The sequence below is a fragment of the Arthrobacter sp. P1_B9 genome, assembly GCF_056406495.1.
This window is the reverse complement of sequence record NZ_JBFUAA010000001.1, coordinates 429,346-451,037: the sequence shown is the minus strand read 5'-3', so window position 1 is coordinate 451,037 and position 21,692 is coordinate 429,346. Positions and strand designations below refer to the sequence as shown.

The following is a 21,692-nucleotide window of genomic DNA, read 5'->3' as shown; positions in this document are numbered from 1 at the left end:
CTCCGCTAAATCCAATCCGGCCGAAGCCGGGCACCGTCTCGGCGCTCCTTAGACTCTAGCGCCTAGCGTACCCCCCGGCCTCGCTACGCTCACCCGGGGCCCCTCGCACGCCAGGCTTAGCCCGGAGTCAGAATGAAGTCCCACGGGTCGCTGTTGGTGGTGCTGACCCGGATCTCGACATCGTGGCCCTGGTCGGTGAGCACATTGCCCAGCGCTTCGGCGGCCGCAGGCAGCCACAGCCATTCGCTGGCGAAGTGGGAAACGTCGATCAGGTACGGCCGGTCATTGACCGCCGCCTCCCGGGCTTCCGATGCCGGGTGGTGCCGCAGGTCCGCCGTGACGTAGACGTCCGCGTTGCTCGCCCGCACCTCACCGAAGAGGGAATCGCCGGCGCCGCCGCAGACAGCCACCCGCCGGATCAGCCCGTCCCGGTCCCCCGAGACACGCACGCCGCCGGCCACCGAGGGCAGGATGCCGTACACGCGGGCCGCGAAATCACCCAGCGTCAGGACCTCGTCGAGGTCACCGACGCGGCCGATGCCTTCCTCGGGGAGCCCGTTCGCGGCCGGCGTCAGCGGGGCCACGTTCTGCAGGCCCAGCGCGTCGGCCAGGACGTCGGAAACGCCCCCGACGGCGGAGTCACCGTTGGTGTGCACGGTCAGCAGCGCGGTCCCGGACTCGATGAGGCGGTGCACGGCCTTGCCCTTGGCCGTATTCGCGGCCACGGACGTCACGCCCTTGAGCAGCAGCGGATGGTGCGTGATGAGCAGCTCGGCACCGAAGTCGATCGCTTCCTCGATCACGTCAATTGTCGGATCGACCGCGAACATGACCCGGTGCACCTCGGCGTTCGGGTGGCCGGCCACCAGACCCACCTCGTCCCAGTCCTCGGCCAGGGATTCGGGCCAGAGCTCCTCCACCGCCAGCTGGATCAGGCCCAGCGTCGCGGCGCCGGTGTCCTCCCCGGTGCCGGTACCGGCGTCGACGGCGGCAGCAGGGCGGTCGGATTCCGCTGAAACATCGGTGTTCACAGGTTCCATACCCCCATTTTTACCCTATCCGCGGGCGGCCCGGTCACTCGTAACACTCTCGTAAGGTGGGTGGGGAATCATCGAGGCCCTCGAACCATTGAAGAGATCATGAGAACTTTTGTCCTCGGCGGAGGCTGCTTCTGGTGCCTCGACGCCGTCTACCAGAAAACCAAGGGCGTCAGCTCGGTCGTGTCGGGCTACACCGGAGGCCATGACCGCAGCCCCGACTACTACTCTGTGTGTTCCGGGACCACAGGCCACGCCGAGGTGGTGGCAGTGACGTTCGACGAGGACGTCATTCCCGCCGAGGTCATCCTGGACATGTTCTTCGCCCTCCACGACCCCACGACGCTGAACCGGCAGGGCTACGACGTCGGAACCCAGTACCGTTCCTCGATGTTCTACGAGACCACCGAGGAAAAGATCCTGTTCGAGGAGGCGATCGAGCGGAACCAGGCCCTGTGGCGGCACCCGATCGTCACCGAGGTCAGCCGGCTGCCCCAGTTCCATGTGGCCGAGGAAATCCACCAGGACTACTTCGCCAAATACCCGGAGCAGGGCTACTGCCAGGTCATCATTAACCCCAAGCTGGCCAAGGCGAGGAAATATTACTCTGCATGGCTTAATGCTTAGCTAGGGCCTGTAGGCGCTCGTTAGGCTGACCTCAGTCAACCCTCTTCAAAGACAGGCATACATACATGGCACCGATCTATGACGATGTAACCCAGCTGGTAGGCGGAACTCCGCTGGTCCGTCTGAACCGGCTGACCGAAGGCCTTGACGCCACCGTGGCCGTCAAGCTGGAGTTCTACAACCCGGCCAACAGCGTCAAGGACCGGATCGGCGTCGCGATTGTTGACGCCGCCGAGAAGTCCGGTGCACTCAAGCCCGGCGGCACCATCGTCGAAGGCACGTCCGGCAACACCGGAATCGCGCTGGCCATGGTGGGCGCGGCCCGCGGTTACAAGGTCATCCTGACCATGCCGGAAACCATGTCCACCGAGCGCCGGGTCATGCTGCGCGCGTACGGCGCCGAGATTGTCCTGACCCCCGGTTCCGAGGGGATGCGCGGCGCCGTGGAGAAAGCCCAGGAGATCGTGGCCAACACGGAGAACTCCATCTGGGCCCAGCAGTTCGCCAATGAGGCCAACCCGGAGATCCACCGCCGCACGACGGCCGAGGAAGTCTGGGCCGACACCAACGGCAAGGTGGACATCTTCGTCGCCGGCGTCGGCACCGGCGGCACCGTCACCGGCGTCGGACAGGTCCTGAAGGAACGCAAGCCGGAGGTCCAGATCGTGGCCGTCGAGCCGAAGGACTCCGCCATCCTCAACGGCGGCGCCCCGGGCCCGCACAAGATCCAGGGCCTCGGCGCGAACTTCGTCCCCGACATCCTGGACACCAACGTCTATGACGAGGTCATCGACGCCACGCTGGAAGATTCCGTCCGGGTGGCGCGCGAACTCGGCATCAAGGAAGGCATCCTGGGCGGCATCTCCTCCGGCGCCATCGTCTGGGCGGCCCTGGAGCTCGCCAAGCGCCCGGAGAACGCCGGTAAACTCATTGTTGCTGTGGTTTGCGACTTTGGTGAGCGCTACATCTCCACCGTGCTGTACGACGACATCCGCGGCTAAGTCCGCTGACCCACGATTGCCCAGAAAGGTCTTTGTGAGCTTCTTCGCAAGACTGAAGGAAGACCTCGACGCCGCCCGGTCCCACGACCCGGCGGCTCGAGGTTCTTTTGAGAACTTCTTCGCCTATTCCGGCCTGCACGCGATCTGGTTCCACCGCCTGACGCACCGGCTGTGGCAAAACCCGGCGCTGCGGTTCCCGGCGCGGCTGATCTCCCAGCTCGCCCGGTTCCTGACCGGCATCGAGATCCACCCCGGCGCGACCATCGGCCGGCGCTTCTTCATCGACCACGGCATGGGGGTGGTCATCGGCGAGACGGCCGAGATCGGCGAGGACGTCATGATCTACCACGGCGTGACCCTCGGCGGCCGCTCGCTCGCCAAGATCAAACGCCACCCCACCATCGAGGACCGTGTGGTGATCGGCGCGGGCGCCAAGATCCTGGGCCCCATCACCATCGGCCGGGACAGCGCCGTCGGCGCCAACGCCGTGGTGGTCAAGGACGCTCCGGCCGAATCAATCGTCACCGGCGTGCCGGCCACCTGGCGGCACCGCGACGCGCAGCGGGAGACCAAGCCCGCCGTCGACCCGGCCGAGTACCTGATCGAATACCGGATCTAGACCGGGCTCTGGACCAGCTCCCGACCGGCTCCCGGCTGAACCGGTATCTAGGCAGCCCTACCCGGGAACCGCTTGTAGATGTTCCACAGGACGGCGTCGAACGCCCGGTCCGGCAGCAGGTGGCGCAGCAGCAGGATCCCGCGGGCGCTGGCACCCACCGGGTAGCGGGTCCTGGGCCGCCGGGCGGTCGCTGCGTGCAGGATCGCCTCGGCCGCGAGCTCGGGCCGCGACGACGTTGCGGGGTTGTCCGTGGTGCCCAGCGCCGCCGCCACCACCTTGGCCTGGGCCGCATATGGACCGTTTCCGGAGCTGGCCAGCAGCCCCTGCGCCGCAATGGCGCCCCACTCGGACTGCGTCCCGGCCGGCTCGATGACGGCCACATCAATACCGTGCGGCTTGAGCTCGAGCCGCAGCGAATCGCTCAGGCCCTCCACGGCGAACTTGGTCGCGTGGTACCAGGCGCCCAACGGCTCGTACATCTTGCCGCCGATCGATGAGATGTTGATAATCCTGCCCGCACCGGCGGCCCGCATGGCGGGGATCACGAGCTGCGTCATGCGCGCCAGACCGAAGACGTTCACGTCGAACTGCCGCCGGCCCTCAGCCAGCTCGACCTCCTCGAGCGAACCGTACGTCCCGTAGCCGGCGTTGTTGACCAGGACGTCGATCCGGCCGTGCGCGGCCAGCACGTCCCCGACGGCGGCGCTCATCGAGGCCTCATCGGTCACGTCCAGTGCCACCACCTTGACCCCGGATGCCTTCAGCGGCTCCATCAGCTCCACCCGGCGGGCCCCGGCATAGACGGTGAAGCCGGCCGAGGCAAGCTTTTTCGCGGTTTCGAAGCCGATGCCGGTGGAGGCTCCGGTGACAAACGCTACGGGCTGGGGCATGAGTTGAACTCCTTGGGCGCTGAACTCCTGGGGTCGGAGCGGTGCGGAATCACGGACGGCCGGCGCCTCCCAGCGTATCTGGAAAGTACCGGCCGTCGCGTCGGAACGGGGTGGGTCAGTGGGTGTCGACTGCCTCGATCTCGGACTTGTCCTCGCCCCAGAGGGTGTGGAACGTGCCCTCGGCATCGACGCGGCCGTAGGTGTGCGCCCCGAAGAGGTCACGCTGGCCCTGGATGACGGCGGCCGGCAGGCGCTTGCGGCGCAGGCCGTCGTAGTAGGCCAGCGAGGAGGAGAACACCGGCACCGGGATGCCGAGCTGCACCGCGGTGGACACCACCCGGCGCCAGGCCGGGAGGACTTCGGCGATCGCCTTGGTGAACGCCGGGGCGAAGAGCAGGTTGGCCGGCTTCTCCGCGGCGGCGTAGGCCTTGGTGATCTCCTTGAGCAGTTCCGCACGGATGATGCAGCCGCCGCGCCACAGCGAGGCGATTTCATCCAGCTTCAGGTCCCAGCCGTATTCCTTGGCCGCGGAGGTGAGCATGTCCAGTCCCTGGGCGTAGGAGACCAGCTTGGAGGCGTAGAGCGCCTGGCGGACGTCCTCGACGAAGCTCTCGGGGACCTCGACGGCGGCCTCGCCGCCGGCCAGCAGCTCCTGTGCCAGCACGCGCTGCTCGGCCTGGGAGGACAGTGCCCGGGCGAAGACGGACTCGGCGATGCCCGAAGTCGGGGAGCCGAGCTCAAGGGCGGAGATGACCGTCCAGCGGCCGGTGCCCTTCTGGCCGGCGGCATCCACCACGACGTCGACGAACGGCTTGCCGGTCTTCGCATCGACGTGGCCGAGGACCTCGGCGGAGATTTCGATCAGGAAGGAGGCGAGGTCGCCCTTGTTCCACTCTTCGAAGATCTTGGCCTGCTCGGCCGGTTCGATCCCGGCGCCGGAGCGCAGGAGGTCGAAGGCCTCGCCGATGACCTGCATGTCGGCGTATTCGATGCCGTTGTGGACCATCTTGACGAAGTGGCCGGCGCCGTCGGTGCCGATCCAGGCGCAGCAGGGCTGGCCGTCGACGTGCGCGGCGATCTTTTCCAGCAGCGGGCCCAAGGCGTCGTAGGACTCCTTGGAACCGCCCGGCATGATTGAGGGGCCGTTGAGGGCACCCTCCTCGCCACCGGAGACACCGATGCCGACGAAGTGCAGGTCCTTCTTGGCCAGCGCAGCCTCGCGGCGGCGGGTGTCCTCGTAGTGCGAGTTGCCGGCGTCGATGATGATGTCGCCCGCTTCCAGCAGCGGCTCGAGCTGCTCGATCACGGAGTCGACCGGCTTGCCGGCCTTGACCATGATCAGCACACGGCGCGGCTTCTCCAGCGAATCAACGAGTTCCTGGAGGGTCTCGGTGCGGACGAAGTCGCCCTCATCGCCATACTTGGCTAGCAGGGTGTCTGTCTTTTCCACGGACCGGTTGTGCAGGGCAACGGTGAAGCCGTTCCGGGCCAGGTTGCGTGCGAGGTTGGCCCCCATCACCGCGAGGCCGGTAACACCGATGTGTGCTGACATCAAAAACTCCAATTCATTTTTGTACACGATGATTTCTGTAGACCACGTGTACGGCGATTCGTCTCAGACGTTCATCTAGGACTCGGCAGGTTGCGCCGCGGAGGGCGGAACCCACTCTTGAGGATTGTGGCTGTCCTTAAACCATATGTATTTCCGCGGGCCGCGGGAAAGCCGCGCCCACGGAGCGGAATGCTGCGCGTCATAAACAGTCTATGATCACCGGCGTCCGCCCCTCCGGTCGGCCCGGACCGGGCCCACCGCATTATGCTTACGACTATGTCAACCAGCCTCCACCACCGTGCCATTGAGCACCTCGGGACCCGGATCGTGGCCGGCGAGCTTCCGGCCGGGCACGTCATGCTTGCCGAGCACCTTGAGGACGAACTCAAGGTCTCCCGCTCGGTGGTCCGGGAGGCGGTCCGGGTCCTCCAGTCCCTGGGCCTGGTGGAGACCATCAAACGCGTCGGCATCCGGGTGCTGCCCTCGAACCGGTGGAACCCCTTCGACCCGCTCGTGATCCGCTGGCGGCTGGCCGGCGAAGGCCGCGGCGCCCAGCTGCGCTCCCTGGCCGAACTCCGCACCGCCGTCGAGCCGGTGGCCGCCGAGCTGGCCGCGGCCAACGCCCCCGAGGAGCTCCGCCGCGAACTCGTGGAGATCTCGCACGCCATGCGCGACGCCGGGCAGGCCGGGGACGTGCCCCGGTTCCTCGAGCTGGACATCCTGTTTCATTCCCTGCTGCTGACCGGCTCGGGAAACGAGATGTTCGCCAACATGGTGGGCCAGGTGACCGAGACGCTGACCGGCCGCACCATCCACGGCCTGATGCCGGACCACCCGCGCGAGACGGCGCTGCGCTGGCACGTGGAGGTCGCCGAGGCCATCGCCGCCGGGGATGCCGCCGCCGCCCGCGAGGCCTCGAACCGGATCATGCGCGAGACCATCTCGGAGATGGAGCCGAGCTGGAAGAACCAGCCGCGGGTGTTTGTCCCGGTCGAGCGCCACTAACCCGCCACTGGCCGTCCCGGGCCCGACGGCGGAGCTCCTCACGCAGGGGCCCGCCTGAAGTCCAGCAGCACCTTCCCCGAAACAGCCGCGTTCCTGGCGACCTCGAACGCTTCCAGTCCGCGGTCCAGGCCAAAGGTGTGGGTCACCACGGGGTCCACCCGCAGAGAGCCGTCGGCGAGCGCCGCTATGACCTCATCGATTTCGTCATTGAAGCGGAAGGAGCCCACCAGCTCCAACTCGCGCGTAATGGCCAGGGAGATCAGGACCGGCTGCGGGCCGGATGGCAGCAGCCCCACCATCACCACCCTGCCGCCACGGACCGCGCCGGTGATCGCCGAGGCCAGGCCCTGGTGGCTGCCCGAGGACTCGATGACGACGTCCGCCTCAACCGCGGCGATCGCCCCGGCGTCGTCCCCCTTGAGGACCGCGTCGGCCCCCACGGCACGGGCTATCTCCAGCGGCAGCTTGTGCATGTCCACGGCCACGATCCGGCCGGCGCCGGCACGTTTGAGCACGGCCACGGCCAGGGCACCGATGGGACCGCTGCCGATCACCAGCGCCGTCTTTCCCGCCACGTCGCCGGCGCGCGACACGGCGTGCCAGGCGACGCTGGCCGGTTCCGCCAGTGCCGCGGTCCGCAGGTCCAGCCCCGCCGGCAGCGGCCGGAGCATCCGGGCCGGCAGGTTCACATACCGGCTGAACGCTCCGTCCGCGTGCGGAAACCGTGCGGCGCTGCCCAGATACGTGCAGCCCGGCGACAGATTCGGACGCTCCGCCGGGTACCGGGCGCCGCCCGGGCCCGGCGTTGCGGGATGCACCGCGACGGCCGTGCCGGGCCCCGGCCCGGAGCCGTCAGCGGCGGCGCGGATCACGGTCCCTACAATCTCGTGGCCCAGGACCATGGGAGCCTTGAGGACGGATTCGCCCGCGGCGCCGTGCAGCCAGTAGTGCAGGTCGGAGCCGCAGATGCCGCCGAAGGCCACGTCGATGACGGCTTCACCGGGGGCCGGCGCGGGCACGGGGATGTCCTCGATCCGCAGGTCGCCCGCGGCGTGGGCCACCACCGCCGCGGCCGTGGCCGGAAGTGCTGCCACGCCGCCCATCAGACCACCACCGTCATTCCGCCGTCGATGAAGATGGTCTGGCCGTTGACGAAGTCGGACCCGTCGGAGGCCAGCCACACTGCGGGTCCGGCCAGGTCCTGCACGGTCCCCCAGCGGTGCGCGGGGGTCCGGCCCAGGATCCAGGCGTTGAACTGCTCATCGTCGACGAGGTTTTGGGTCATCTCGGTGTGGATGTAGCCCGGCGCGATCCCGTTGATCTGCAGGCCCGAGGCGGCCCATTCCGCGGTCATGGCCCGGGTCAGGTTCCGCAGGCCGCCCTTCGCCGCGATGTAGGGCGCGATGGTGGGCCGGGCGAGGTCGGTCTGGACCGAGCAGATGTTGATGATCTTGCCCCGGCCCCGAGGGATCATGTGCCGGGCCGCTTCCCGCCCCACCAGGAACGCGCTGGTCAGGTCCGTGGAGATCACCCGTTCCCAGTCGGCCACGTCGAGCTCGAGCATCGGCACCCGGTGCTGGATGCCGGCGTTGTTGACCAGGATGTCCAGCGGGCCGACGTTCTCCTCCACCCAGGCGATGCCCCGGGCGGCCCCGGTGTCGCTGGTGACGTCGAAGGCGCAGCTGTGCACCCGGCCCGGCGCGTAGTCCGCGGCCATCGCGGCCTCGGCGGCCTTGAGCCGCTCGGGGTTGATGCCGTTGAGCACCACGGTGGCGCCGGCGTCGGCCAGGGCCCGGGCCAGGGCGTTGCCGATCCCCCGGCTCGAACCGGTCACGAGGGCCACACGCCCGGTCAGGTCAAAAAGTCCACTCATGGTTCACTGATCCTCATTTGGTCTTTGCTGCTGTGTTGGCTGTTGGCTTATCGCTGGGGTTGTCACGTGCATTGTCGCTGAGATTGGCGATGGTTTGCCGCACGACGGCGAGGTCCCGGTCCCCCAGCCCCTGGCGCAGCAGGGCAGCGTAGAGCTCGGCGCCGGCGGCCGCCATCGGCACTGCGGCACCCGCGGCCGCGGCGCTCTCGAGCACGAAGGAGAGGTCCTTGTGCATGAACTTGGCGGGCCCGGTGGGCTCGTAGTCCCTGGCGGCGAGCCGTGGCCCCACGATGTCCAGGACCCGGCTGCCCGCCAGTCCGCCCGCGAGCACCTCGTAAAGGGCGGGCACCTCCATGCCGGAGCGTTCGGCGAGCTCCGCGGCCTCGGCGAGCGCCGCCGTCGTGGTTCCCACGATCAGCTGGTTGCACGCCTTGGCGAGCGACCCCGATCCCAGCGGTCCCAGCCGCCGCACGGTGCTGCCCATCGCGCCAAAGAGCGGCAGGAGCCGGCGGAAGTCGCTGTCGCTGGCGCCCGCCATGATGGCAAGGGTGCCGTCCGCCGCGCCCTTGGTGCCGCCGCTGACCGGCGCATCGACGACGACGGCGTTGCCCCCGCTCGCCTCCGCGACCCGTGCCCCGAAGTCCCGCACGCCGGACGGCGACACGCTGCTCATCACCACGACGGCGGTTCCGGGCGCGGGCGGGCTGGCGGTCCAGCCGGCCAGGAGCGCGGCACTCGCCTCCTCAATGTCGGACAGATCCGGCAGCATGAAGACAATGACTGGCTGGTCTCGAAGCGCCTCGACCCTGGCCACACGCGAGCCGCCCAGGGTCTCGAAGGCGTCCAGCGCCGCCGGCGAACGGTTCCAGGCCGTGACGGTCCATCCTGCCGCGAGGAGGTTGGCGGCCATCGGCGCGCCCATCAGGCCGAGGCCGACGAACCCGGCCTCCCTGCGGTCCATCTCCATAGCGTTGCCCTCACTTCGTCGTGGTTAATCTTGGAATTCTGTTCAGCATCCTAGCCTCCATTCAGTATGATGAACACTATGACGACCAAAACCACCGTCGCGATCGCCGTCCCGCTCGAAGCAGAGCTGGTGGACCGCATCCGCGCCGCAGATCCGTCCGTGACCGTCCTCTACGACCCCGAGCTCTTGCCGCCGGAACGTTTTCCCGCCGACCATGCGGGTGACCCGGACTTCCGCCGGACGCCGGAGCAGGAAGAGCGCTACTGGGACATGCTCAACAAGGCCCAGGTCCTGTACGGGCTCCCCAACGAAAGCCCGGCAGGCCTCGCCCGGATCGCCGGCAGCAATCCCCGGCTTGAGTGGATCCATGCCATGGCGGCCGGCGCCGGCGGTGCCGTAAAGGCATCGGGGCTGGACGCCGCGACGCTGCAGAAGTTCAGGGTCACCACCTCGGCCGGGGTGCACGCCCTGCCGCTCGCCGAGTTCGCCGCCCTGGGCATCCTCAACGGCTTCAAGCGCAGCGCCGAGCTGGCCCAGGACCAGGCGGCCAAGCTCTGGCCCGAGCTCCGCACCCCCACCCGCCTGGTCAACGGCTCCCGCCTGGTGGTCACCGGGCTCGGCGAGATCGGGCTCGAGACCGCACGGATCGCCCGCGCCCTGGGCATGAGCGTCAGCGGGACCAAGCGGACCGTGGAGGCCATCGACGGGATCGAGACGGTCACGGACAACGACGGCCTCGCCGGCCTGCTGGGCACCGCAGACGCCGTCGTCAATACCCTGCCCGGCACGCCGTACACCGAGAAGCTCTTCAGCCGCGACGTCTTCGCCGCCATGAAGCCCGGAACAGTCTTCGTCAACGTGGGCCGCGGCACCGTGGTCGATGAAGAGGCGCTTCTGGAGGCCCTGGGCAACGGCCAGGTCTCCTATGCCTGCCTCGATGTCTTCGCCGTGGAGCCACTGCCGCAGGACAGCCCGCTGTGGAACCACCCCAGGGTGATGGTGTCCCCGCACACCTCGGCGCTCAGCGCCGCCGAAAACCGGCTGATCACCGAACGCTTCTGCAGCAACCTGCGGACCTACCTCGACGGCGGCGAACTCCCCCACCTGGTGGACACGGTGCACTTCTACTGAGTCCACTCTTCCGCACTGCACCAGCGCCGCAGCGCACACAGGGCGGCCCACCGGAAACGGTTGGGCCGCCCTTTGCGTTGGGCGAGGAAGGTTCTGCCCAGCGACGCCGGACCGTGCCTGCGCCGCGGGATCCGCCCGGCGACGCGCATAGTGCGCGTCGCCGGGCGCTTTCCGTGGCGCAGAAACGGCCGTGGCCCCTTCCTGGGTGGAAGGGGCCACGGCCTGTGCGGCGCGGACGGAGGGTCTGGAGCCCGGATTCCGCCTAGCGCGCATCCTCCGTCAGGAGAAGGTCGCGTCCCACCGTCTCGGGCGTGAAGAAGGTGGTGACGAACGAGATCAGCGCCAGGACCAGCGAGTAGATGGCGAGCACCAGCCAGGAATGGTCCGTGGCGGCCAGCAGCGCGGCGCCGACCAGCGGGACCAGGCCGCCGGCCAGGACGGCGGAGAGCTCCCGGCTCATGGCCACGCCGGTGAAACGGTACTGCGAGCCGAAGAGTTCAGGCAGCAGCGGGCACTGCGGGCCGAGCATGGACTGAACGCCGAGGGCGATGCCGACCACCATGACAATCCAGACCAGCGTGACATTGCCCAGCGTCACCAGGTAGAACGCCGGCAGCGCGATGAGCGCCTGAAACAGCGCGCCGTAGCGGTAGACGGGCACCCGGCCGAACCTGTCGGACAGCGCACCGAAGGTGATCACCATGACGGCCGCGAAGCCCGCGGCGATGAGCAGGCCGACCGGACCGATGAACTTGTCGCCGGGAAAAACGCCGTCCTTGGCCGCCAGGAACGCGATGAGCAGCGCGGAGTAGATCGAGGAATTGCCGTTTTCGCCCATCCGCAGGCCGATGCCGATCAGCACGTTCTTCTTCGAGTGCTTCCACAGCTGGCCGATGGGGTTCTTGACCACGCTCTTGTGCTTTTCCAGTTCCTGGAAGACGGGCGTTTCCTTCAGACGGAGCCGAATGAAGATGGCCACCACAACCAGGAGCACGCTGGCCAGGAAGGGCACCCGCCACAGCCAGCCCTCCAGGACGGCCTTGTCTGCCATGGCAATGAGCGCAAACGTTCCGGCGCCGAGCAGGGTCCCCAGCTGGATGCCGACGAACGGGAGCGACGCGAAGAAGCCACGACGGCGGCGCGGCGCGACTTCGGAAATGAGCGTGGTGGCGCCCGCCTGTTCAGCGCCGGCACCCAGTCCCTGCAGGATGCGCAGCGTCACCAGAAGAACGGCGCCGAGCATGCCGGCCTGTTCGTACGTCGGCAGCAGGCCGATGGCGAAGCTGGCGGTCCCCATCAGGCCGATGGTGAGGATCAGGACCATCTTGCGGCCGAACCGGTCGCCGATGTAGCCGAAGACCATCCCGCCGAAGGGCCGGGCCGCGAAGCCCACACCGTACGTGGCGAAGGATGCAATCAGGGCCCCGTCCTCGCCGAGCGGCTTGAAAAACAGCGGGCCGAAGATCAGGGCGGAGGCCAGCCCGTAGATGTAGAAGTCGTAGTACTCCAGCGCGGAGCCCACAGAGCTGGCAAGCGTTGCCCGTCGCAGCTGTTCCGGATCGACGACGGCGCCGTCCGCTTCAGCGAGCGGTGTATTAGTACTAGTTGTCACAAGCACTCCCTCAAGAACACTCCAGACCCCCGTTGGTCTGGTGGGTGTGAGCAACCCCAATGAGTCGATCACTATGCTGAACAGAGTACAGCATAGTGATCGGCTAGCCAATGAATAATCAGTTTTATTCCGGGGCGTCCCGAAACGCCCAGCGGCGCGGGCCCCTAGCCCATGGGATTGCCGAGGGACCGGGCGAGGTCCTGGAGTTCCTTCACCATCAGGGCGCCCTGCTCCTGCGAGTAAGTGGCCTTCAGCGCGGTGACCGACAGGCCTAGGCTGGGCCCGTGTGCGCCCCGGGTCGGGACGGCGACGGCCAGGCACACGACGCCGGTGGTGGATTCCTCGTCCTCGAACGCATACCCCTGCTCCCGGATGAGCGTGAGCTGCGCCTTGAGCTCGGCACCCGTGCGCAGCGACTTCGGCGTCAGGACCGGAAGAGTCGCGTCGTCGGGAAACATCTCGTCGACGTCATGGTCATGCAGCCGCGCGATCAGGGCCTTGCCCACGGCACAGAGGGACACGGGCATCTTGTCGCCGATATTGGACGTCAGGCGCACCGCCGGGTGCCCTTCGTAGCGGGCCAGGTAGATGACATTTGTTCCGTCCAGCATGGCGATCCGGACCGTCTCTCCCGAGAGCGTCGGGGCCTGTTCACAGAAGCGGTAGAACTCCTGGACCTCGTCGAGGCGGCTGAGGTAGGCAGCGCCGAGCTCAACCAACTTCCGGCCGAGGGTGAACTCCGCGCCCTGGCGGCTGATCAGCCTCGCCTCCTCGAGCGCGAGCAGGAGGTTGGAGGTGGAGGACTTCGGGATTCCCAGTTCCCGGGACAGATCACTGAGCGTGAGGCGTCCGGTCGCGGATGCCGCCAGGGCTTCCAGCACGGCGGCGGCACGGGTAACAGCCGGCGCGGGTGACGCGCTCCCCAATCCGTCGGAGGGTCGGGAAACTCGGGAATCGGCCATGATTCTCCTTCAGGTATCGCGCGCAAGTCGCCGCGCCACTCGTTCGAATGCCGTCCAGTCAGCTGAACACTAACCATCATAATGTCTGGCGCCCTGAACCGGGACCGGCAGGGCCCGCGCATCCATTGCTTCCCGTCGGCGGGCCTCGTCGGGGACCGCCGGCCCCTTAGGCGGCAGACACCACGGGGTTCGTCAGCTCGCCGATGCCGGCAATGTGGCACGTGACGGTGTCGCCGGGGACGATCGGCGCACACTCGGCGGGGAATCCCGTCAGCACCAGGTCACCCGGGTGAAGGGTCATGAAGGATGTGAGATAGGCGAGGATTTCCTCGACCTTCCAGCCAAGGTCGGCGGAGCTGGCTGCCTTGAGTTCCTGACCGTTGTGTTTGATGCCGATCGCCAGGTCGTCGCCGTTCAGGTCCGTGACGATCCAGGGCCCCACGGGCGTGAAGGTGTCCTGGCTCTTGGCGCTGATCCACAGCTGATCGGATTCCTGCAGGTTCCTGGCGGAGACGTCATTTCCTATGGTGTAGCCCAGGACCGCGCCCATGGCGTTGCCGGGCGTCAGTCCGCGGGCGCTGCTCCCGATCACGAGGGTCAGTTCGGCCTCCGGCTCGACGCGTCCCACGCCCAGCCGGAGTTCAACCGCGTCCCCTGGGCCGACCACGCTGGTGGACGCCTTGTGGAAGGCCTGCGGCGGAAGCCCGCGACCGGCGGCACCGGTATTGTGCGCCATGCCCAGGACGTTGGCCGGGACACTGGGCGCGAGGAACGTAAACGACGCTTCCTCCACTGTCGCGCCGACCTCCCAACCGCTGCGGGGCAGGCTGCCGGCATTGGCGGCAGAACCCGGGAACGGAGAGGGTGTCACCGTCCACACCCTGCCCGCCGCACTGCCAAAGTCCGCTGCGTCGTTGGCGACGAAGAAGTATTCGCCCCCGGCAGCCGGGGAAAGCGGGCGGACTCTGGCGATTCGGCGGGCACTCGTGGCGGTCATGAAAACATCCTAGGCGGCGGACTCCCGGGGCCCGCGATTAGGCCATCGACTGGCGTAATTCTGGCGCGCAGAAACGCCGCCGGTGTTTCACATTTCCAAGTGTTCACGGTATATTCATTACAAGCCTTCCACCGCGGCATCCCCCAATAGTCGCGGTGGAAGGCTTTTCCAATGCCCGGGTGATACCAGGGTCCGGGGTCCCCTTTTGAGCGGGCCGGGCCGGGCGATTGTTGCCCGCGCAGGCAGCCTACGCGGCGTCCGCAACGGCCCCCCGCAGCCGCCAGCCCCCACCCAGGCCGTCCCGGATCAGTTCCATGGTGGTCAGGGCAGATCCGCGGTTGCGGCCGAGCCTCGCCTGGACCTGCCAGACCTCGACATCCACGCGGCTCAGGCCCTTGGGCATCCGGCGCTCGGCCTCCCACCAGCTGACCCGCTCGAACCAACGCACGGGCTCGGCGCCGATCAACCATTCCCTGCCCCCGCGCACTACCGCCAGGGGCCGCCCGTCCGGGCCTGTTTTCACCATCACGTGTTCCATGCCCGCCACAGTAGGGCGGAGCCCTGACATTTTCGGGGCGCGCAGCATCCCCCGCCGGGACGCACAAAACCCCGCCCTTCCGGACCGTGTGGTCCGGAAAGACGGGGTTTTCTGTGGTGGGTCCTACCGGGATCGAACCGATGACATCCACGGTGTAAACGTGGCGCTCTACCAGCTGAGCTAAAGACCCAAACCGCGGTTTCCGCGCCTCAGCGCTTCAACCAACGAACAGCTACTGTACCGGATGTCACCGGCCAAGCGCCAATCGGCCCGGCCGTCGCTACAGGGGCGGCAGCTCTGCGGCGAGCCAGGTCAAGGCCCCGCTGACGCCTGCCTCCAGCTTGATGGTGGCGAGGCCGTCCCCGCGGGTCGGTCCCCTGTTGACGATGACCACGGCTTTGCCCTGCTTCGCCGCGTGGCGGACAAAACGCAGGCCGCTCATCACGGTCAGCGACGAGCCGGCCACCAGGAGCGCCCGGGCGGCGTCGACCATGGCGTAGGAGCGCTCCACGCGGTCCTTGGGCACGTTTTCCCCGAAGTACACGAAGTCCGGTTTCAGGGTGCCGCCGCAGGCCGGACAGCGGGCGACGATGAACGATCCAATCAGTTCGCCGTCCTCGACGGCGGCATCGGCGTCCGGTGCCATTTCAACCACCCCGGCCGCCTGCGCCCGTTCCAGGAACCCTGGGTTGAGTTCTTCCAGGACACCGGCCAGCATCCGGCGGCTGAACCGCCGGTGGCAGTCCAGGCACACCACCTGGTCGAACCGGCCGTGCAGGTCCACGACGTTGACGCTGCCGGCGTCCTCGTGGAGCCGGTCCACGTTTTGGGTGATGAGGCCGGTGAGAAGCCCCCGCTGCTCCAGCCGGGCTACAGCGGCATGGCCATCGTTCGGATCCGCCCTGCGCAGATGTGACCAGCCGATGTGGTTGCGTGCCCAGTAGCGCTGCCGGTTTCCCGGCTCGCCGATGAATTCCTGGTAGGTCATGGGGGTCCGCGGTGCGGCGCCGGGCCCGCGGTAGTCCGGGATGCCTGAATCCGTACTCAGGCCGGCACCCGTCAGCACGGCGAACTGCTCCCCGGACAGGAGGCCGTGGATGTCCTGCAGGGCCTCCAGCTCGGTGCGCTGGAGTTCCGCGGCGCTCCCGGCGGCCGTGACCGGCGGGAGGCTGGCAAACCCGGTCATGCCGATTCCTGGCCGCCGCTGCCTCACCGGATCAGCTCCCGCCGAGTCCCGCGAGGGCCGCCCGGTATTCGGCGAAGTCCCGGGCCTGGCCGCGCGGATTCACCACGACGTAGCGGACGATTCCCGCCGCGTCGATGATGAAGGTGCCGCGCAGCGCCATGCCGCTGTCAGGGTCGAACACGCCGTAAGCCGAGGCCACGGCCCCGTGCGGCCAGAAGTCTGCCAGCAGATCGAAGCCGTAGCCTTCCTTTTCGGCATAGGCACGCTGGGCGAATTTGCTGTCCACCGAGACTGCCAGCACGGCGGCGTCGGCATCCTCGAACAGTGCCAGGTTGTCCCGGATTTCGCACAGTTCCCCGGTGCAGATCCCGGAGAAGGCAAACGGGTAGAAGACTATGGCGACGTTGCGGCCGCGGAAGTCTGAGAGGCGCACCGGTTCGCCGAATTGATTGGCTAGCTCGAAATCCGGCGCGGCATCGCCGACGCCGGGAACGGGGCTCACGGCGGAGCCCGGCCCGGAGGCCTCGTGCTGGACCGCTTGGGTCACTTGTTCTTCCGCGTGACCAACCGGGTGGCGCTCCAGTCCTTCGAGACGCCGGCGGAGGTGGTGTAGTGGAGCCCTGCGGTGGGCGCGGCGTCCTGGATGTCCGCGGGCGAGACGTAGCCGTCCCGGCCGGACTTGGGAGTCAGGACCCAGACAACGCCGCCCTCGGTGAGAGTGGTCAGCGAATCGACCAGCGTGTCCACAAGGTCTCCGTCACCTGCCCGCCACCAGAGAATGGCGGCATCGACCACCTCGTGATCGTCCTCGTCGAGAAGCTCAGAGCCCGTGAGATCTTCGATATCGTCCCGCAAGTCGAAGTCGACATCGTCGTCATAACCGAATTCCTGAATCAGGTCCCCGTCTTTGAAACCCAGTTTCTCCGCCACATTTACCGAAGTGGCGGCGTCGGCCTCGCTCACGTGTTGCTCCTATGCTTTTTGAATTGCTTCATGTTTTCAATGGCACTAGTGATTTCCATTACTCCAAGCCAACACCCTTTGGGCTCTCGCTTCAAGCTGTTGGTACCGCGATCCGCCATATTCTGCGTCACACAGGCCGATCCGGAGGCTGCGGGGCAGCGCTTCGTCACACAACCAGTATGCCCGTGAAATACGGGGACGGGTCCATAGGGCGGCTACGCATCCATCAGCCCGCACGGCTAGAGTGGCTGATGACGACTACGCCTGCGCGGGCAACCGCCCGGCTAATACAGGCAGGCGTACCGTGATTGGACCTTGCCCGGCGCATACGACCGGGCTGATGTAACCGATATGTCGCACACGTCGCGTTCACGCCAGGCAGTCACCCTGCCCGGAGCTGAGGGTGCCGATAGATGCGCTCAAAGAGAGGTTGGACGTGGCTGCAGGAGAAGATACCTCCCATATCCTCAGCGGGTTGACAAACCAGCTGCCTGATCGTGATCCGGAAGAGACCGCCGAATGGCTGGAGTCCCTGGATACCCTGATTCAGGAACAAGGCACCGAACGTGCCCAGTACATTATGCGAAGCCTGCTCCAGCGGGCCGGCGCGCAGAGCGTGGGTGTTCCGATGGTCACCACCACGGACTACGTCAACACCATCCCKGTCGACCAGGAAGCGGCATTCCCTGGCGAYGAAGAGATCGAACGCAAATACCGYGCCTGGCTGCGCTGGAATGCCGCCGTGATGGTGCACCGGGCGCAGCGGGCRGACATCGGCGTCGGAGGCCAYATCTCCACYTACGCCGGCGCCGCGACCCTGTACGAGGTCGGCTTCAACCACTTCTTCCGCGGCAAGGAYCACCCCGGCGGCGGCGACCAGGTCTTCTTCCAGGGCCAYGCCTCCCCCGGCATGTACGCCCGCGCCTTCATGGAAGGCCGGCTCTCCGAGGAGGACCTGGACGGGTTCCGCCAGGAGAAGTCCAAGGAAGGGCACGCCCTGTCCTCCTATCCGCACCCGCGCCTGATGCCGGAGTTCTGGGAATTCCCCACCGTCTCGATGGGCATCGGCCCGATGAACGCCATCTACCAGGCCCAGTCCAACCGGTACCTGCACAACCGCGGCATCAAGGACACCTCGGACCAGCAGGTCTGGGCGTTCCTGGGCGACGGCGAAATGGACGAGCCCGAGTCCCGCGGCCTGCTGCAGCTGGCGGCCAACGACAAGCTCGACAACCTCAACTTCGTCATCAACTGCAACCTCCAGCGCCTCGACGGTCCCGTCCGCGGCAACGGCAAGATCATGCAGGAACTCGAAGCGTTCTTCCGCGGTGCCGGCTGGAACGTCATCAAGGTCGTCTGGGGCCGGGAGTGGGATGACCTGCTGGCCAAGGACGAGGACGGCTCGCTCGTGAAGATCATGAACGAGACCGTCGACGGCGACTACCAGACGTACAAGGCCGAATCCGGCGCGTTCGTCCGCGAGCACTTCTTCGGCAAGACCCCGCAGACCAAGGAAATGGTCCAGGACCTGACCGACGACCAGATCTGGAACCTCAAGCGCGGCGGCCACGACTACAACAAGGTCTACGCCGCCTACAAGGCCGCCACCGAGTTCAAGGGCAAGCCCACGGTCATCCTGGCGCACACGGTCAAGGGCTACGGCCTGGGCACCCACTTCGAGGGCCGCAACGCGACCCACCAGATGAAGAAGCTCACCCTCGCGGACCTCAAGGCCTTCCGCGACCACCTGCGCATCCCGATCACGGACGACCAGCTCGAAGCGGACCTCTACCGGCCGCCGTACTACCACCCCGGCATGGACTCCCCGGAGATCCAGTACCTGATGGACCGCCGCAAGCAACTCGGCGGCTTCGTCCCCGAGCGGCGCTCCAAGCACGCCGACGTCACCCTCCCGGACGAGAAGGTCTACGAAGTCGCCAACCGCGGCTCCGGCAAGCAGCACGCCGCCACCACCATGGCCTTTGTACGCCTGCTCAAGGACCTCATGCGGGACAAGGAGTTCGGCAAGCGGATTGTGCCGATCATCCCCGATGAGGCACGCACCTTCGGCATGGACGCGTTCTTCCCGACGGCGAAGATCTACAACCCGAACGGCCAGAACTACCTCTCCGTGGACCGCGAGCTCGTCCTGGCGTACAAGGAGTCCATCTCCGGCCAGATCGTACACGCCGGCATCAACGAGGCCGGATCCGTGGCAGCCTTCACCGCCGCCGGCACGTCCTACGCCACCCACGGCGAACCGCTCATCCCGGTCTACGTCTTCTACTCGATGTTCGGCTTCCAGCGCACCGGCGATTCCTTCTGGGCCGCCGCCGACCAGATGACCCGCGGGTTCATCATCGGCGCCACCGCCGGACGCACCACGCTGACCGGCGAAGGCCTGCAGCACGCCGACGGCCACTCCCCGATACTGGCGGCAACCAACCCGGCCGTCATCACCTACGACCCGGCATACGGCTACGAGATGGGCGTCATCATGCGTGACGGCCTCAACCGGATGTATGGGCCCGGCGAAGCCGGGAAAGAAATTGCCGACAACGATCCGTCGCGGAACGTGATGTACTACATCACTGTCTACAACGAGCCGATCGTGCAGCCGCCCGCACCGGCGGAACTCGATGTCGAGGGCATCATCAAGGGCATCTACCTGCTGGCGCCGGCCAAGATTGACGGCCCGCGCACGCAGATCCTTGCCTCGGGTGTGTCGGTTCCCTGGGCCCTCGAAGCCCAGCGGGTCCTCGCCGAGGACTGGGGCGTCTCGGCGGATGTCTGGTCCGTGACCTCCTGGACCGAACTGCGCCGCGACGCCATGGCCGCCGAGGAAGACTCCTTCCTCAACCCCGACCAGCCCGCCCGCGTCCCGTTCGTGACCCAGCAGCTCGCCGGCGCCACCGGCCCCATCGTCGCGGTCACTGACTACATGAAGGCCGTGCCGGACCAGATCCGCCAGTTCCTGCCGAACGAGTTTGYCTCGCTCGGCGCGGACGGCTTCGGCTTCTCGGACACCCGCGCCGCGGCACGCCGCTTCTTCAAGAACGACATCCACTCGGTTGTGGTCCGTTCCCTTCAGATGCTGGCCCGCCGGGGCGAAGTGGATGCCCAGGCACCTGCCCAGGCCATCGAGAAGTACCGCCTGCACAACGTGAACGCCGGCACCACCGGCAACGCAGGCGGCGACTCCTAACCGCGCCTCAGCGCAAGAGCGAACGTTCGACGGCGGCTCCCACCGAAAGGTGGGGGCCGCCGTCGGGCGTTTAACCGCCCCGCCTCCCTCCGGCCTCCCTCCGGGGACGCTCTGGACTCCCGCGGGCCGCTGTGATGCAGGACAAGGACAGTTGTAGCCTTCGCACAAATGGAGCTTGGGCGGCCCGCCCCGTATGCTCAATGCATGGCAGAGCCGATCACCACTCCCGAAAAACGCAAGCCGAGCTCGAGGGCGATGACTCCGGAGAAAGCCGAAACCCTCAAGAAGCTCCGGGCCAGCGTGGGCCAGCTGTCGACGACGACGCTGCGCCAGTTGGAGAAGTCCCTGCCGTGGTACGGCCGGCTGAACTCGGATGAACGTTCCGCCCTGGGCATGGTGGCCCAGAACGGCATCGCGGCTTTCGTCACCTGGTACGAACGGCCAAGTTCGCCGTCGTGGATCCTCTCCGACGTCTTCGGCACCGCACCCACCGAACTGACCCGCTCCATCAGCCTGCAGAAGGCGCTCCAGCTGATCCGGATCGTGGTGGAAGTCGTCGAGGACCAGGTCCCGGTGATCGCCCCGGAAGCGGACCAGGGGGCCCTCCGGGAGGCCGTGCTGCGCTACTCGCGGGAGGTCGCGTTCGCGGCCGCCGACGTCTATGCCCGCGCCGCGGAATCCCGCGGCTCCTGGGATACCCGGCTGGAAGCCCTGATTGTCGATGCCATCCTCCGTGGCGAAAACACCGACGCGCTGCGGTCCAGGATCGCGGCCCTGGGCTGGAAAGCACAGGAGCGCTTCACGGTCATGGTCGGGAATTCCCCGTCCGAACCAAGCGCCAGCTACGTCAGCGAACTGCGGCGCACGGCGGGGCGCTTCGCCGAGGACGCCCTTGTGGGGATCCAGGGCGACCGCCTCATCCTGATCCTGGGCGGGGTCCACGACCGGGAGACCGCATACCTGAAACTCAGCGAACTCTTTGCCCCCGGCCCGGTGGTCTACGGCCCGGAGGCCGGGTCCCTCCTCGAGGCCAGCGGCTCCGCCCAGTCCGCCTTTGCCGGCCTCACCGCGGCCCGCGCGTGGCCTTCCGCGCCGCGCCCGGTGGCGGCCGATGACCTGCTCCCGGAGCGGGTGATCTCCGGCGACGACGCCGCCCGCCGCTCGCTGGTCAAAAACATCTACCGCCCGCTTCTGGCCGCCTCCAACGGGCTGGTGGAGACCCTCGGCACGTACCTCGAACTGGGCCATTCACTCGAGGCCACGGCCCGGGAACTCTTCGTCCATGCCAACACAGTGCGCTACCGGCTCAAGCGCGTCTGCGACGTCACCGGCTGGGATCCGCTGCTGCCGCGGGAGGCGTTCGTGCTCCAGACCGCCCTCGTCGTGGGCCGGCTTTCTGCCCCGCCGAAGGCCCCCACGGAGCGGCAACCTCCCCGCAACGGCTCCTGAACCGTTGTAGACTTCCTACAAACTGACCCAGTGAGCTTGGTGCATGAAAACACGAATGTTCACGCGGTAATTTGGAAA

At 67.4% G+C, this 21,692-nt stretch carries 20 protein-coding genes and 1 tRNA gene; 7 read left to right on the top strand and 14 right to left on the bottom strand.

Annotation, left to right across the window (positions count from 1 at the left end):
- Positions 1-116: 116 nt before the first annotated feature.
- A complete protein-coding gene (locus tag AC1D1A_RS01915) occupies positions 117-1,040 on the bottom strand; it encodes a Nif3-like dinuclear metal center hexameric protein (protein WP_476858298.1) in 924 nt (307 codons plus the stop codon).
- Between the two features lie 99 nt (positions 1,041-1,139).
- Here AC1D1A_RS01915 and msrA point away from each other — a divergent pair, with 99 nt between their 5' ends.
- The 3 genes from msrA to epsC all read left to right on the top strand — a co-directional run bounded on the left by msrA (position 1,140) and on the right by epsC (position 3,284).
- Positions 1,140-1,664 carry a peptide-methionine (S)-S-oxide reductase MsrA gene (gene msrA / locus AC1D1A_RS01910; protein WP_476848984.1) on the top strand — a complete coding sequence of 175 codons (525 nt, stop codon included), beginning with the start codon at positions 1,140-1,142 and terminating at the stop codon, positions 1,662-1,664.
- A 65-nt stretch (positions 1,665-1,729) separates the two neighbouring features.
- Positions 1,730-2,665: a cysteine synthase A gene (cysK, locus tag AC1D1A_RS01905; RefSeq protein WP_459385078.1), complete on the top strand. Its 936-nt coding sequence runs from the start codon at positions 1,730-1,732 to the stop codon at positions 2,663-2,665.
- 34 nt (positions 2,666-2,699) lie between these two features.
- Positions 2,700-3,284 (top strand): serine O-acetyltransferase EpsC, encoded by a 585-nt coding sequence (epsC, locus tag AC1D1A_RS01900; protein WP_018773413.1) that lies wholly within the window; start codon positions 2,700-2,702, stop codon positions 3,282-3,284.
- Between the two features lie 47 nt (positions 3,285-3,331).
- Here epsC and AC1D1A_RS01895 read toward each other — a convergent pair whose 3' ends face one another.
- Both AC1D1A_RS01895 and gndA read right to left on the bottom strand, forming a co-directional pair.
- Entirely contained in the window at positions 3,332-4,174 is an 843-nt protein-coding gene (locus tag AC1D1A_RS01895) for an oxidoreductase (RefSeq protein ID WP_476947016.1), read from the bottom strand.
- Between the two features lie 115 nt (positions 4,175-4,289).
- Entirely contained in the window at positions 4,290-5,726 is a 1,437-nt protein-coding gene (gene gndA / locus AC1D1A_RS01890; RefSeq protein ID WP_018773415.1) for an NADP-dependent phosphogluconate dehydrogenase, read from the bottom strand.
- 276 nt (positions 5,727-6,002) lie between these two features.
- Between gndA and AC1D1A_RS01885 the strand changes: the two genes are divergently transcribed.
- Entirely contained in the window at positions 6,003-6,731 is a 729-nt protein-coding gene (locus AC1D1A_RS01885) for a FadR/GntR family transcriptional regulator (RefSeq protein ID WP_028277812.1), read from the top strand.
- A gap of 38 nt (positions 6,732-6,769) precedes the next feature.
- Here AC1D1A_RS01885 and AC1D1A_RS01880 read toward each other — a convergent pair whose 3' ends face one another.
- The 3 genes from AC1D1A_RS01880 to AC1D1A_RS01870 are packed head-to-tail and all read right to left on the bottom strand — an operon-like array spanning position 6,770 to position 9,565.
- Complete coding sequence (locus tag AC1D1A_RS01880; RefSeq protein ID WP_476856939.1) at positions 6,770-7,834, bottom strand: L-idonate 5-dehydrogenase; 1,065 nt, start codon at positions 7,832-7,834, stop codon at positions 6,770-6,772.
- Positions 7,834-8,604 (bottom strand): SDR family oxidoreductase, encoded by a 771-nt coding sequence (locus AC1D1A_RS01875; RefSeq protein ID WP_079554757.1) that lies wholly within the window; start codon positions 8,602-8,604, stop codon positions 7,834-7,836. Before AC1D1A_RS01875 ends, AC1D1A_RS01880 begins: the two co-directional genes overlap by 1 nt.
- A gap of 13 nt (positions 8,605-8,617) precedes the next feature.
- Complete coding sequence (locus tag AC1D1A_RS01870; RefSeq protein ID WP_476930779.1) at positions 8,618-9,565, bottom strand: NAD(P)-dependent oxidoreductase; 948 nt, start codon at positions 9,563-9,565, stop codon at positions 8,618-8,620.
- Positions 9,566-9,637: 72 nt separating this feature from the next.
- Here AC1D1A_RS01870 and AC1D1A_RS01865 point away from each other — a divergent pair, with 72 nt between their 5' ends.
- Positions 9,638-10,702 carry a D-2-hydroxyacid dehydrogenase gene (locus AC1D1A_RS01865; protein WP_476930778.1) on the top strand — a complete coding sequence of 355 codons (1,065 nt, stop codon included), beginning with the start codon at positions 9,638-9,640 and terminating at the stop codon, positions 10,700-10,702.
- 262 nt (positions 10,703-10,964) lie between these two features.
- Here AC1D1A_RS01865 and AC1D1A_RS01860 read toward each other — a convergent pair whose 3' ends face one another.
- From AC1D1A_RS01860 to AC1D1A_RS01825, 8 genes are all read right to left on the bottom strand, one after another.
- Entirely contained in the window at positions 10,965-12,314 is a 1,350-nt protein-coding gene (locus tag AC1D1A_RS01860) for an MFS transporter (protein ID WP_476848979.1), read from the bottom strand.
- 164 nt (positions 12,315-12,478) lie between these two features.
- Positions 12,479-13,276, bottom strand: a complete 798-nt coding sequence (locus AC1D1A_RS01855) for an IclR family transcriptional regulator (RefSeq protein WP_476856943.1) — start codon at positions 13,274-13,276, stop codon at positions 12,479-12,481.
- Between the two features lie 166 nt (positions 13,277-13,442).
- The gene (locus AC1D1A_RS01850) at positions 13,443-14,273 is read right to left on the bottom strand and encodes a fumarylacetoacetate hydrolase family protein (protein WP_476947015.1); all 831 of its coding nucleotides are present in this window, start codon (positions 14,271-14,273) and stop codon (positions 13,443-13,445) included.
- Between the two features lie 247 nt (positions 14,274-14,520).
- A complete protein-coding gene (locus AC1D1A_RS01845) occupies positions 14,521-14,799 on the bottom strand; it encodes a hypothetical protein (protein ID WP_018773424.1) in 279 nt (92 codons plus the stop codon).
- A 126-nt stretch (positions 14,800-14,925) separates the two neighbouring features.
- Positions 14,926-15,001, bottom strand: a tRNA-Val gene (locus AC1D1A_RS01840).
- Between the two features lie 90 nt (positions 15,002-15,091).
- On the bottom strand, positions 15,092-16,024 hold the full coding sequence (locus tag AC1D1A_RS01835) for an NAD-dependent protein deacetylase (protein WP_476947014.1): 933 nt from the start codon (positions 16,022-16,024) through the stop codon (positions 15,092-15,094).
- Between the two features lie 4 nt (positions 16,025-16,028).
- A complete protein-coding gene (locus AC1D1A_RS01830; protein WP_476947013.1) occupies positions 16,029-16,544 on the bottom strand; it encodes a peroxiredoxin in 516 nt (171 codons plus the stop codon).
- Entirely contained in the window at positions 16,541-16,960 is a 420-nt protein-coding gene (locus AC1D1A_RS01825; RefSeq protein ID WP_018773429.1) for a DUF3052 domain-containing protein, read from the bottom strand. The genes AC1D1A_RS01830 and AC1D1A_RS01825 overlap by 4 nt, the downstream gene beginning before the upstream one ends.
- 436 nt (positions 16,961-17,396) lie before the next feature.
- On the opposite strand from AC1D1A_RS01825, the gene aceE reads away from it, so the two are divergent.
- Entirely contained in the window at positions 17,397-20,165 is a 2,769-nt protein-coding gene (gene aceE, locus AC1D1A_RS01820; RefSeq protein WP_476947012.1) for a pyruvate dehydrogenase (acetyl-transferring), homodimeric type, read from the top strand.
- 204 nt (positions 20,166-20,369) lie between these two features.
- On the top strand, positions 20,370-21,614 hold the full coding sequence (locus tag AC1D1A_RS01815; protein WP_018773431.1) for a PucR family transcriptional regulator: 1,245 nt from the start codon (positions 20,370-20,372) through the stop codon (positions 21,612-21,614).
- The last annotated feature ends 78 nt before the right edge of the window (positions 21,615-21,692 follow it).

What these genes read in the sequence shown, in the direction of transcription:
- AC1D1A_RS01915 (WP_476858298.1), bottom strand. Translation starts at nt 1,040, where the DNA reads ATGGAACCTGTGAACACCGATGTTTCAGCGGAATCCGACCGCCCTGCT.
- msrA (WP_476848984.1), top strand. Translation starts at nt 1,140, where the DNA reads ATGAGAACTTTTGTCCTCGGCGGAGGCTGCTTCTGGTGCCTCGACGCC.
- cysK (WP_459385078.1), top strand. Translation starts at nt 1,730, where the DNA reads ATGGCACCGATCTATGACGATGTAACCCAGCTGGTAGGCGGAACTCCG.
- AC1D1A_RS01895 (WP_476947016.1), bottom strand. Translation starts at nt 4,174, where the DNA reads ATGCCCCAGCCCGTAGCGTTTGTCACCGGAGCCTCCACCGGCATCGGC.
- gndA (WP_018773415.1), bottom strand. Translation starts at nt 5,726, where the DNA reads ATGTCAGCACACATCGGTGTTACCGGCCTCGCGGTGATGGGGGCCAAC.
- AC1D1A_RS01885 (WP_028277812.1), top strand. Translation starts at nt 6,003, where the DNA reads ATGTCAACCAGCCTCCACCACCGTGCCATTGAGCACCTCGGGACCCGG.
- AC1D1A_RS01880 (WP_476856939.1), bottom strand. Translation starts at nt 7,834, where the DNA reads ATGGGCGGCGTGGCAGCACTTCCGGCCACGGCCGCGGCGGTGGTGGCC.
- AC1D1A_RS01875 (WP_079554757.1), bottom strand. Translation starts at nt 8,604, where the DNA reads ATGAGTGGACTTTTTGACCTGACCGGGCGTGTGGCCCTCGTGACCGGT.
- AC1D1A_RS01870 (WP_476930779.1), bottom strand. Translation starts at nt 9,565, where the DNA reads ATGGACCGCAGGGAGGCCGGGTTCGTCGGCCTCGGCCTGATGGGCGCG.
- AC1D1A_RS01865 (WP_476930778.1), top strand. Translation starts at nt 9,638, where the DNA reads ATGATGAACACTATGACGACCAAAACCACCGTCGCGATCGCCGTCCCG.
- AC1D1A_RS01855 (WP_476856943.1), bottom strand. Translation starts at nt 13,276, where the DNA reads ATGGCCGATTCCCGAGTTTCCCGACCCTCCGACGGATTGGGGAGCGCG.
- AC1D1A_RS01850 (WP_476947015.1), bottom strand. Translation starts at nt 14,273, where the DNA reads ATGACCGCCACGAGTGCCCGCCGAATCGCCAGAGTCCGCCCGCTTTCC.
- AC1D1A_RS01845 (WP_018773424.1), bottom strand. Translation starts at nt 14,799, where the DNA reads ATGGTGAAAACAGGCCCGGACGGGCGGCCCCTGGCGGTAGTGCGCGGG.
- AC1D1A_RS01815 (WP_018773431.1), top strand. Translation starts at nt 20,370, where the DNA reads ATGGCAGAGCCGATCACCACTCCCGAAAAACGCAAGCCGAGCTCGAGG.